Source organism: Streptomyces monomycini, assembly GCF_022271435.1.
GTDB classification, from domain to species: Bacteria; Actinomycetota; Actinomycetes; order Streptomycetales; family Streptomycetaceae; genus Streptomyces; species Streptomyces monomycini.
On record NZ_JAFIQY010000047.1, the window covers coordinates 16,989 to 28,455 of the forward strand.

Sequence of the window (11,467 nt, forward strand, 5' to 3'; positions counted from 1 at the left end):
GCCTTCCGGACGGCCGGGGCAGCAACGCATCAGCCCGTCCGGCGTTCACGGACGACCGTGCCCCAGCAAAATCCAGCCCGTCCGGCGCTTGAGGACGGCCCCCGGCCACGAGCGACCCGTACCCGGCACGCAACCGCCCCGTCCACGCACCCGCGTTTACGGTTCCTCGCCGCGGAGCCGCCCCGCGTTTACGGTTCCTCGCCGCGCAAGCGGCCCCGCACGCGGTCCGTCACATCCGCGTAGCGCGCCTCGGCGCCATACCGCGTAGGCGCGTAATACCGCTTGCCGTGCACCTCGTCCGGTGCGTACTGCTGGGCGGCGATCCCGCCGGGCAGGTCGTGCGGGTACTGGTAGCCCTTGCCGTGCCCCAGTTTCTCGGCGCCCTTGTAGTGGCTGTCGCGCAGATGCGACGGCACGGGGCCCGCCAGTCCGGCCCGTACGTCCGCGAGGGCCGCGTCGATGGCCAGATAGGCCGCGTTGGACTTCGGGGCCAGCGCCAGCGCGATCGTGGCCTGGCTGAGCGTGATGCGGGCCTCCGGGAAGCCGATCAGCGCCACGGCCTGGGCCGCGGCCACCGCGGTCTGCAAGGCGGACGGGTCGGCCAGCCCGATGTCCTCGCTCGCCGAGATCATCAGCCGCCGCGCGATGAACCGCGGGTCCTCGCCCGCCTCGATCATCCGCGCGAGGTAGTGCAGCGCCGCGTCCACGTCGGAGCCCCGGATGGACTTGATCAGGGCGCTGGCGACGTCGTAGTGCTGGTCACCGGCCCGGTCGTACTTGACCGCGGCCCGGTCGACGGACTCCTCCAGCGTCTGGAGGGTGATCTCCTTCTCCCCCTTGGAGATGGCCGACCCGGCGCCCGCCTCCAGGGCCGTGAGCGCGCGGCGCGCGTCGCCGCCCGCGATGCGCAGCAGGTGCGCCTCGGTGTCCTCGGGCAGGGTGACCGCGCCCGCCAGCCCCCGCGCGTCCGTCAGCGCGCGCTTGAGCAGGCCGCGCAGGTCGTCATCGGTGAGCGGTTCGAGCGTCAGCAGGAGGGAGCGGGAGAGCAGCGGGGAGATCACCGAGAAGTACGGATTCTCGGTCGTCGCGGCGATCAGCGTGACCCAGCGGTTCTCGACGGCGGGCAGCAGGGAGTCCTGCTGGGCCTTGCTGAAGCGGTGGATCTCGTCGAGGAAGAGGACGGTCTCCTTGCCGTAGCCGCCGGAGGCGCGGCGCGCGCCGTCGATGACGGCGCGGACCTCCTTGACGCCTGCGGTGATCGCGGAGAGCTCCACGAAGCGCTTGTTCGTCGCCTGGCTGACCACGTAGGCGAGGGTGGTCTTGCCGATGCCGGGCGGGCCCCACAGGAAGACGGAGGACGGGCCCGCCGGGCCGCCGTTGCCCTCGCCGACCAGGCGGCGCAGCGGTGATCCGGGCTTGAGCAGATGCTGCTGGCCGACCACCTCGTCAAGGGTGCGCGGACGCATCCGTACGGCGAGGGGCGACCCCGTGGGGTCTTTCTCCTGGCGGTCTTCGGCAGCGGCGGTGAACAGGTCGGGCTCCACGCTCCAGAGCCTAGTTCACCGCACTGACAACGCCGCCGGGGAGCCGGTTCCCCGGCCGTCCGGCGGCGTCGTCCGAAGCCCGGACCGGCCTCAGATCAGCGAGCTCCAGTACGACCACCACTTGGTGAGGATCAGCAGCGCGATCACGCCGTACCAGAGCACCGGCACGACCCAGTGGAACTCCAGCACGGCCTTCCGCAGGCCGGCCGGCGCGGGGATGATCCCGTGCTTGAGGTTGTGCACGGTGGTGTACCAGAACATCAGGATGGTGACGCACCAGGTCAGCGTGCACCACAGGCACAGCGAGTTGATGACGTACAGCGACTGCGACATCAGCCACATGCAGAAGACGGAGCCGGCGAGGGTGCCGATGTTCAGGCCGATCCAGTACCAGGCGCGGTAGCGGGCCCCGGCCAGCAGGCCGACGCCGATCCCCATGACCACACCGAACGCGATCAGGCCGGCGACCGGGTTGGGGAAGCCGAAGACCTCGGCCTGCGGGCTCTGCATCACATTGCCGCAGGAGACGATCGGGCTCAGGCTGCAGGCCGGCTTGAAGTTCGGGTCCTTCAGCAGCTCGATCTTGTCCATGGTGATCACCCAGGACGCGAGCAGACCCAGGGCGCTGGTGACCACCAGCAGCCAGGCCAGCCCCCGCCCCGAGCCGGTCGGGCCGCCGCCGCGACCCGGGTGATCGTCGCCGGTGGACACGTCGTCAAGCGCTGTCGTGGTCATATCGCCGTTCCGTCGGTGCCGTGGGGAGTGAGCGGACGGCGCGTTCCAACTGGCGCGCGCCGGGCCATCATTCTGCCCCAACCGGACACGTGACCACCGTTCGATGCGCATAAAGACCCCCTTCCGAGCCACCGCGCACACAGCGCGGTGGACGGCCGGAAGGGGGCCTCTGCACGACGGCGGGCGCCTCGCAAGAGGCGGCCGGGGTCAGCCGATCCTGCGGCGGACCTCTTCGACGACCGAGTCCAGTGCGACCGGGGTCTGCTCGCCGCTCTCCAGGTCCTTGAGCTGGACGACGCCTTCGGCCAGATCCCGCTCACCGGCGACGACCGCGAGGCGGGCGCCCGAGCGGTTCGCCGACTTCATGGCGTTCTTCAGGCCCTTGCCGCCGTACGCGAAGTCGGTGGCGACCCCGGCCCGGCGCAGCTCGGTGACCGTGGCGAACAGGGTCCGCCGGGCCTCCTCGCCGAGCGGCACGGCGAAGACGGCCGTGCTCGCGGGCAGCTCCAGCTCGACACCCTCGGCCTCCAGGGCCAGCACCGTGCGGTCCACACCGAGCGCCCAGCCCACCGAGGGCAGCGCGGGGCCGCCGATCATCTCGGACAGGCCGTCGTAACGCCCGCCGCCGCCGACCGCGGACTGCGAGCCGAGGCCGTCGTGGACGAACTCGAAGGTGGTACGGGTGTAGTAGTCCAGCCCGCGCACCAGCTTCGGGTCGTCCTCGTAGGCGACGCCGGCCGCGGTCAGCAGCTCGCGCACCTGCTCGTGGTACGCCTTGCAGGCCTCGCACAGGTGGTCGCGCAGCAGCGGCGCTCCCACCAGCTGCTTCTGCACGTCGGGGCGCTTGTCGTCGAGCACCCGCAGCGGGTTGATCTCGGCGCGGCGGCGGGTGTCCTCGTCCAGGTCGAGCCCGTACAGGAACTCCTGGAGGGCCGCCCGGTAGACGGGGCGGCACTCCTTGTCGCCGAGCGAATTGAGCAGGATGCGGAAGTTCCGCAGGCCCAGCGACCGGTAGGCGTCGTTGGCCAGGATGATCAGCTCGGCGTCCAGCGCCGGGTCCTCGGCCCCGATGGCCTCGGCGCCGACCTGGGAGAAGTGGCGGTAGCGGCCCTTCTGCGGGCGCTCGTAGCGGTAGTACGAGCCGGAGTACCAGAGCTTGACGGGGAGGTTGCCCGCCTTGTGGAGGTTGGCCTCCAGAGCGGCGCGCAGTACGGAGGCGGTGCCTTCGGGGCGCAGCGCGAGCTGGTCGCCGCCCTTGGTCTCGAAGGCGTACATCTCCTTGGTCACGATGTCGGTGGACTCACCGACGCCGCGCGCGAACAGCTCGACGTTCTCGAAGCCGGGCGTCTCGATGTACCCGTACCCCGACCGCTTGAGCGGCCCGGAGATGGCCTCGCGCACCGCGAGGAAGACCGCGGACTGCGGCGGGATCAGGTCGTAGGTGCCCTTGGGGGCCTTGAAGGTGCTCACGAAGTTCTCGTCACATTCCTCGTCGCGGAGCCGGGCTGTGCGGTGCGCCGTCTCCGAGGCCGGCGGCCACCTCCCGCAGGAACGGGTTGGTGGCGCGCTCGCGGCCGATGGTGGTCTGGGGGCCGTGGCCGGACAGTACGACGGTCTCGTCCTGGAGGGGCAGGCACACCCGCTCCAGCGACCGCAGTATCTCGGCGTGGTCGCCGCCCGGCAGGTCGGTACGTCCGATGGAGCCGGCGAACAGCAGGTCGCCCGAGAAGAAGACCGGCGGAATGTCCGCCTGCTCGGGCATCCGGAAGGTCACCGACCCCTTGGTATGGCCCGGGGCGTGCGCGATGGAGAACTCCATCCCGGCCAGCTCCAGCCGCGCGCCGTCGGCCAGCTCCTTGACGTCGTCCGGCTCCCCCACGGTCAGTTCGCCCATGAGCTGCTGCCCGATGGAGCGGCCGAGGGCCTTCTCCGGGTCGCTCATCATGTAGCGGTCGGCGGGGTGGATCCAGGCGGGCACGTCGTGCGCGCCGCACACCGGGACGACCGAGGCGACGTGGTCGATGTGGCCGTGCGTGAGGACGACGGCGACGGGCTTGAGCCGATGCTTGTGCAGCGCTTCCTCGACGCCCTGGGCGGCCTGGTGGCCCGGGTCGATGATCACGCACTCCTCACCCGCGGCGGGGGCGACCAGGTAACAGTTGGTCCCCCAGGCCCCGGCGGGGAACCCGGCAATGAGCACGTTCGTCCTCAACATTCGACAGCGGCGGACGGATCACCGGCGGCGATCCGGAAGATTTCGGCTGTTGAAGAGCCTACCGGCGGGACTCCCGCCCCGGCGAACCCGTATACGGTACGGCCCACGGCAGACCTCAGCGCACACCTAGGAGACGACCGGTGGTCAGCAGCGATCAGCGGCGGCGGCAGCTCGCCCGCGAGAAGTACGAGCGCCAGCAGCAGCGGCGTGCCGCGGCCCGGCGCAAGCACAAGCGCCGCAACGTGATCGTCGCGGCGGCCGTGGCGGTCGCCCTGGCCGCGGGGGCGGCCGCGTACGCCTCGGTCGGGCTGGCGGGCGGCGGCGACACGACGGACGCCGCGGCGCCGAGCCCGAGCAAGCCCGCCGACCCGTGCGGCAAGCCGGCGCCGGGCGCGCCGTCCAAGGAGCAGTGGAAGAAGGAGCCGGCGATGTCCGTCGACACCTCGGCGGCGTACGCGATGAAGCTGCAGACGACCTGTGGCGACATCGGCATCAAGCTGGACGCCGCGAAGGCGCCGCACACCGTCAACTCGTTCAACTTCCTGGCGGGCGAGAAGTTCTTCGACCACAGCAAGTGCCACCGGCTGGTCGACCAGGGCATCTACGTCCTGCAGTGCGGCGATCCGACCGGCACGGGCGCGGGCACCCCCGGCTACACCATTCCGGACGAGAATCTGAAGGACCCGAGGCTCAAGGGCGACATCTACCCGGCGGGCACGGTCGCGATGGCCAACCGCTACGACGGAAAGAGCGACAAGACCCGTAACAGCGGCGGCAGCCAGTTCTTCCTGGTCTACCAGGACAGCAAGCTGCCCCCGAACTACACGCCCTTCGGGACCGTCACCGAGGGCATGGACGTCCTGAAGAAGATCGCGGCGGCGGGCTCCACCCCCGACCAGGCGACGGGCAACACCGCCCCCAACGCGACGGTGGTGATCGACCGGGCGACCGTCACCAAAACCTGACCCGGGTACGCCCCCGGGCACGCCGGAGGCGCCGCCGCGGTGGGCGAACCGCGAAATTTCGGTCGTGCTGGATGCGGACAGCCGGCCCGCCGGTCGCCTAGATTGGCGTTGTGTAGGGTGCCTGCTCCGACGGCTGCCACCCGCACCCGCAAGACACCCGTCGGACCGGCCGGGGCGCTGCCCCGCCGGACAGAAACTGTGGACGATGCCGGGGGGCGACGCGCTCTCGTCGGCATCATGTGGAGGAGGCGCTGTGAGCAGCGACCCATGGGGCCGCGTCGACGAGACGGGGACCGTGTACGTGCGTACCGCCGACGGCGAACAGGTCGTCGGATCGTGGCAGGCGGGAACTCCCGAAGAGGCCCTCGCCTACTTCGAGCGCAAGTATGAGGGCCTGGTCGTCGAGATCGGCCTCCTCGAACGGCGGGTCAGGACCACCGACCTGTCGGCCAAGGACGCGACGGCCGCGATCGACCATCTGCGGCAGCAGGTGGACGAGCACCACGCGGTGGGCGACCTGGAAGCGCTGCGCAAGCGGCTGGACCAGCTCGTCACCGATGTCGAGGCGCGCCGCGAGGAGCGCAAGGCGCAGAAGGCGCGGCAGAGCGACGAGGCCCGGCAGGCCAAGGAGAAGCTGGTCGCCGAGGCCGAGGAGCTGGCGGCCAGCGAGCAGTGGCGGTCGGCCGGCGAGCGGCTGCGGGCCCTGGTGGACACCTGGAAGGGGCTGCCGCGGCTGGACCGCAAGGCGGACGACGAGCTGTGGCACCGCTTCTCGCACGCCCGCTCGGCGTTCTCCAAGCGGCGCAAGGCGCACTTCGCGTCGCTGGACGCCCAGCGCGAGGAGGCCCGTAAGACCAAGGAGCGGCTGGTCTCGGAGGCCGAGGCGCTGTCCGGCTCGACGGACTGGGGGCCCACCGCGGCCCGTTACCGCGAGCTGATGGCGGACTGGAAGGCCGCGGGCCGCGCCCAGCGTGAGCACGAGGACGATCTGTGGAACCGCTTCCGCGGTGCCCAGGACGTCTTCTTCCAGGCGCGCAGCGAGGTGTTCGCCGAGCGCGACGCCGAGCAGCGGGAGAACCTGACGCGCAAGGAGGAGCTGGTCGTCGAGGCCGAGAAGCTGCTCCCGGTCTCGGACCTGAAGGCGGCGCGGGCCGCGTTCCGTTCGATCAACGAGCGGTGGGAGGCCATCGGCCACGTGCCGCGGGACGCCCGCCCGAAGATCGAGGGCCGGATGCACGCGGTCGAGCGCGCCATCCAGGAGTCCGAGGAAGCCGAGTGGCGCCGGACGAACCCGGAGGCGCGGGCGCGCGCGGCGGGTCTGACCGGGCAGCTCCAGGACGCGGTCGACAAGCTGCAGAAGCAGATCGACGCGGCCCGGGCGGCCGGCAACGACGCCAAGGCCGACAAGCTCGGCCGCGAGCTGGAGGGCCGCCAGGCGCTGCTGGACCAGGCGCTGAAGGGGCTGGAGGAGTTCGGCGGTAAGTAGGCCGCAGGGGGAGGGCCCCGGTACGGATGTCCGTACCGGGGCCCTTCCACGTGGTCGTCACGGCCTGCGGGCCGCGGTCACCGTGGCCGTCACGGCCGGCGTGCCGAGGTCACCCGGTACACGTCGTACACGCCCTCCACGCTCCGTACGGCCTTCAGGACGTGCCCAAGATGCTTCGGGTCGCCCATCTCGAAGGTGAAGCGGGAGGTAGCCACCCGGTCGCGGGACGTCTGGACGGCCGCGGACAGGATGTTGACGTGCTGGTCGGACAGGATGCGGGTGACGTCCGACAGCAGCCGGGACCGGTCCAGCGCCTCGACCTGGATGGCGACCAGGAACACCGAGGACTGGGTGGGCGCCCACTCGACGTCCAGGATGCGCTCCGGCTGCTTGGACAGCGAGTCGACGTTGACGCAGTCGGCGCGGTGCACCGAGACGCCGTTGCCGCGGGTGACGAAGCCGATGATCGGGTCGCCCGGCACCGGCGTACAGCAGCGGGCCAGCTTGACCCACACGTCGTCGACGCCCTTGACCACCACGCCCGGGTCGGCGCTGGAGCGCCGCTTGGAGCGCGGCCGGATCGGGGTGGACTCGGCGATGTCCTCGGTCGCCTCGTCCTGCCCGCCGAGCGCCTGGACCAGCTTCTGCACGACGCTCTGCGCCGTGACGTGGCCCTCGCCGATGGCGGCGTACAGGGACGAGATGTCCGGGTAGCGCATCTCGTGCGCGAGGGTGACCAGCGAGTCGCCGGTGAGGATGCGCTGGATCGGCAGGTTCTGTTTGCGCATCGCGCGGGCGATGGCGTCCTTGCCCTGCTCGATGGCCTCGTCGCGGCGTTCCTTGGAGAACCAGGCGCGGATCTTGTTGCGGGCGCGCGGCGACTTCACGAAGCCGAGCCAGTCCCGGGAGGGTCCGGCGCCGGGTGCCTTGGAGGTGAAGACCTCCACGAGGTCGCCGTTGTCGAGGGTCGATTCGAGCGGGACGAGCCGTCCGTTGACGCGGGCGCCTATGGTCCGGTGGCCGACCTCGGTGTGCACCGCGTAGGCGAAGTCCACGGGAGTGGCGCCGGCGGGCAGCGCTATGACGTCACCCTTCGGCGTGAAGACGAAGACCTCGTTGCGGGAGAGGTCGAAGCGCAGCGACTCCAGGAACTCGCCGGGGTCCTCGGTCTCCTTCTGCCAGTCCAGCAACTGGCGCAGCCACGCCATGTCGTTGACTGTGTCTTGACCGTCGGCCTTGTTCTTCGGTACGTCGGTCCGCACCTTGGACGCGCCGGCGACGGCCTCCTGCTTGTACTTCCAGTGCGCGGCGATGCCGTACTCCGCGCGCCGGTGCATGTCGAACGTACGGATCTGGAGCTCGACGGGCTTGCCGCTGGGACCGATCACCGTCGTGTGCAGCGACTGGTACATGTTGAACTTGGGCATCGCGATGTAGTCCTTGAACCGCCCCGGGACCGGGTTCCACCGGGCGTGGACGGTGCCGAGCGCCGCGTAGCAGTCGCGGACGGTGTCGACGAGGACGCGGATGCCCACCAGGTCGTAGATCTCGGCGAAGTCGCGGCCTCGCACGATCATCTTCTGGTAGACGCTGTAGTAGTGCTTGGGGCGCCCGGTGACGGTGGCCTTGATGCGCGCCGCCCGCAGGTCGGCCTGGACCTCGTCGGTCACTATGGCCAGGTACTCGTCGCGCTTGGGGGCGCGCTCGGCGACGAGCCGCACGATCTCGTCGTACATCTTGGGGTAGAGGATCGCGAAGGCGAGGTCCTCCAGCTCCCATTTGATGGTGTTCATGCCCAGGCGGTGCGCCAGCGGAGCGTAGATCTCCAGCGTCTCGCGGGCCTTCTTCTCCTGCTTCTCGCGCTTGAGGTAGCGCATGGTGCGCATGTTGTGCAGCCGGTCGGCCAGCTTGATCACCAGGACGCGCGGGTCCTTGGCCATCGCCACGACCATCTTGCGCACGGTCTCGGCCTGCGCGGCCTCGCCGAACTTGACCTTGTCCAGCTTGGTGACGCCGTCGACGAGCAGCGCGACCTGGTCGCCGAAGTCGCGGCGCAGGGTGTCCAGGCCGTACTCGGTGTCCTCGACGGTGTCGTGCAGCAGGCCCGCCATCAGGGTGGCGGGGTCCATGCCCAGCTCGGCGAGGATCGTGGTCACCGCGAGGGGGTGGGTGATGTACGGGTCGCCACTCTTGCGCTTCTGGCCGCGGTGCCAGCGCTCGGCGACCTGGTAGGCGCGTTCCACCTGCCGCAGGGTGGCGGTCTCGATCTTCGGGTCGTTGCTGCGCACGATCCGCAGCAGCGGTTCGAGGACCGGGTTGTACGGGCTCTGCCGCTGCACGCCCAGACGCGCCAGGCGGGCCCGTACCCGGTTGGAGGAGCCGGTGCGGCCGGTGTAGACGGGCGGCGTGGGCTTGGCGGCCGGAACGGGGGACGCGGCGGGCCGGACGGCGGGCGGCTGCGACCTGGGCACGCCGGAGCCCTCGCTGTTCTTCCGCGCACCCGAGTTCCGCTCACCCGAGGCAGCCGCGTCCGCGGGGCCGGGCTGGTCCGGATGGGCGGACTGCGACGCCCCCGGGCGGAGTCCGGGAGAAAGCGGCTGGGCCTCGTCTGGCAAGAGCACTCCTCAAGGGGGTACGGACCACAAGACCACGAACGGGTCGGGCTGCCATGGTATCGACCTCGGCGCTCCGGCTCTTCCGCGGCCGCCGGGTCCGTACATGACAGCAAAAGGGCATCCGGGTTTGTTCCGGATGCCCTTTTACTCGCTTTTTGCGGAACTCCGTGCGTACGGAGGTGGCGCGGCCACCGCCGTCCAGCCGTTCCGCAGGCCCGTCAGACCGTGATCAGCGACTCCAGCGGAGCGCCCTTCAGGCCCGGCTCCAGCCGCTGCCGCCCGGCCAGGAAGCCCAGCTCCATCAGCACCGCGACGCCCGCGACCTCGGCCCCGGCGCGGCGGACGAGCTGGAGCGACGCCTCGGCCGTACCGCCGGTGGCCAGCACGTCGTCGATCACCAGCACCCGGTCGCCGGGCGCGACGGCGTCCGCGTGCATCTCGATCTCGGCCGCGCCGTACTCCAGGTCGTACGCCTGGCGGAGCGTCGCGCCGGGCAGCTTGCCCGCCTTGCGTACGGGCACGAAGCCGATGCCGGCCCGTACGGCCACCGGAGCGGCCAGGATGAACCCGCGCGCCTCCAGGCCCACGACCTTGTCGGCCCCGTACCGCTCGCACAGCGCCACGAACGCGTCGGTCAGCGCGCCGAACGCGGCCGGGTCCGCCAGCAGCGGCGTGATGTCCTTGAACACCACGCCCGGCTTCGGGTAGTCCGGCACGTCCGCGATCCGGCTGAGCAGCAGCTCCCGCAGGCCGTCGGGGGCGCTCATCGGCGCTTGCCCGACGGGCGGCCGCGGCCGCGGTTGCGGGACGCGGGCTGGTTGCGCTGGCCGACCATGCTGCCGGCCGCGTCCTCGTCGGACTCCGCGTCCTGGGGCAGGTCCTCGTCCCCGGCGTCCTGCGCGGTCTCCTGCTGCTCGGGCGCGTCGGCCTTGGCGGCGGCCGCGGCGCGCTTCGCGCGCACCCGCTTGGCCAGCGCCTTCATCGCCGGGTCGCGCTCCTTGAAGTCGGCGACCAGCGGGGTCGCGATGAAGATCGAGGAGTACGCGCCGGCCGCGAGGCCGACGAACAGGGCGAGCGAGATGTCGTTGAGCATCCCGGCGCCGAGCACACCGCCACCGACGAAGAGCAGTCCGGCGACCGGCAGCAGCGCCACGACCGTGGTGTTGATGGAGCGCACCAGGGTCGAGTTGATACTGCGGTTGGCCAGTTCGCTGTAGGTGAAGCGGGTCTGCTTCCCGATGTCCTTCGACGCTTCCTTGAGGCTGTCGAAGACCACGACGGTGTCGTAGAGGGAGTAACCGAGGATCGTCAGCAGACCGATGACGGTGCCCGGGGTGACCTCGAAGCCGACCAGCGCGTACACGCCGACCGTGATCGTGAGGTCGTGGATCAGCGCGATCAGGGCCGCCAGCGCCATTCTCCACTCGAAGGCGATGGCGAGGTAGATCACCACCAGGATCATGAAGATCCCCAGGCCCAGCCAGGCCTTGTTGGCGATCTCCTCACCCCAGCTGGGGCCCACGAGCTGGGTGTTGATGTCCTTGACCGGGACGTCCAGGTCCTTGGCCAGGGCCTCCTGCACCGGCAGCGACTGCTGGGTGTCCAGCTCGCTGATCTGGATGCGCAGGCCGCCGTTGCCGAGCTTCTGGACGGTGGCCTGGTGGCCCTCCGCCGCGGCCTCGGCCTTGTGCTCCGCCTCCGTCGCGGAGACGGACGTCTTCGGAGTGGTGAAGACCGCGCCGCCGGAGAACTCGATGCCCATGTTCAGGCCGCGCACCGCCAGGCCGACGATGGCCGTGATGGTGATCAGGATCGAGATGCCGTACCAGATCTTCCGCTTGCCGATGAAGTCGTAACCGACCTCACCGCGGTAGAGCCGGGCGCCGATGTTGCCGAGCTTCGACATC

General features: G+C 70.7%; 9 protein-coding genes. 2 read left to right on the forward strand and 7 right to left on the reverse strand.

The window, feature by feature from the left end:
* Window positions 1-188 precede the first annotated feature (188 nt).
* The 4 genes from JXZ78_RS34505 to JXZ78_RS34520 form a co-directional block, all read right to left on the reverse strand.
* Window positions 189-1,544: a replication-associated recombination protein A gene (locus JXZ78_RS34505; RefSeq protein ID WP_030023490.1), complete on the reverse strand. Its 1,356-nt coding sequence runs from the start codon at window positions 1,542-1,544 to the stop codon at window positions 189-191.
* Between the two features lie 90 nt (window positions 1,545-1,634).
* The gene (locus JXZ78_RS34510) at window positions 1,635-2,279 is read right to left on the reverse strand and encodes a vitamin K epoxide reductase family protein (protein WP_030023491.1); all 645 of its coding nucleotides are present in this window, start codon (window positions 2,277-2,279) and stop codon (window positions 1,635-1,637) included.
* 207 nt (window positions 2,280-2,486) lie between these two features.
* Window positions 2,487-3,749, reverse strand: a complete 1,263-nt coding sequence (gene hisS, locus JXZ78_RS34515; protein WP_030023492.1) for a histidine--tRNA ligase — start codon at window positions 3,747-3,749, stop codon at window positions 2,487-2,489.
* Window positions 3,750-3,759: 10 nt separating this feature from the next.
* Window positions 3,760-4,479, reverse strand: a complete 720-nt coding sequence (locus JXZ78_RS34520; protein WP_030023493.1) for an MBL fold metallo-hydrolase — start codon at window positions 4,477-4,479, stop codon at window positions 3,760-3,762.
* Between the two features lie 155 nt (window positions 4,480-4,634).
* Between JXZ78_RS34520 and JXZ78_RS34525 the strand changes: the two genes are divergently transcribed.
* Together JXZ78_RS34525 and JXZ78_RS34530 are read left to right on the forward strand one after the other, a co-directional pair.
* On the forward strand, window positions 4,635-5,459 hold the full coding sequence (locus tag JXZ78_RS34525) for a peptidylprolyl isomerase (RefSeq protein WP_030023494.1): 825 nt from the start codon (window positions 4,635-4,637) through the stop codon (window positions 5,457-5,459).
* Window positions 5,460-5,712: 253 nt separating this feature from the next.
* Entirely contained in the window at window positions 5,713-6,945 is a 1,233-nt protein-coding gene (locus tag JXZ78_RS34530) for a DUF349 domain-containing protein (protein ID WP_238783568.1), read from the forward strand.
* Window positions 6,946-7,034: 89 nt separating this feature from the next.
* Here JXZ78_RS34530 and JXZ78_RS34535 read toward each other — a convergent pair whose 3' ends face one another.
* From JXZ78_RS34535 to secF, 3 genes are all read right to left on the reverse strand, one after another.
* Window positions 7,035-9,560 carry a RelA/SpoT family protein gene (locus JXZ78_RS34535; protein ID WP_030023496.1) on the reverse strand — a complete coding sequence of 842 codons (2,526 nt, stop codon included), beginning with the start codon at window positions 9,558-9,560 and terminating at the stop codon, window positions 7,035-7,037.
* Window positions 9,561-9,778: 218 nt separating this feature from the next.
* A complete protein-coding gene (locus tag JXZ78_RS34540) occupies window positions 9,779-10,327 on the reverse strand; it encodes an adenine phosphoribosyltransferase (protein ID WP_030023497.1) in 549 nt (182 codons plus the stop codon).
* Window positions 10,324-11,466, reverse strand: coding sequence for a protein translocase subunit SecF (gene secF, locus JXZ78_RS34545; RefSeq protein WP_030023498.1), 1,143 nt, complete (start codon window positions 11,464-11,466; stop codon window positions 10,324-10,326). The genes JXZ78_RS34540 and secF overlap by 4 nt, the downstream gene beginning before the upstream one ends.
* Window position 11,467 lies beyond the last annotated feature (1 nt).

Bases quoted from the DNA above. Each gene is read 5' to 3' on its own strand.
- secF (WP_030023498.1), bottom strand. From the start codon at position 11,466: ATGTCGAAGCTCGGCAACATCGGCGCCCGGCTCTACCGCGGTGAGGTC.
- JXZ78_RS34510 (WP_030023491.1), bottom strand. From the start codon at position 2,279: ATGACCACGACAGCGCTTGACGACGTGTCCACCGGCGACGATCACCCG.
- JXZ78_RS34540 (WP_030023497.1), bottom strand. From the start codon at position 10,327: ATGAGCGCCCCCGACGGCCTGCGGGAGCTGCTGCTCAGCCGGATCGCG.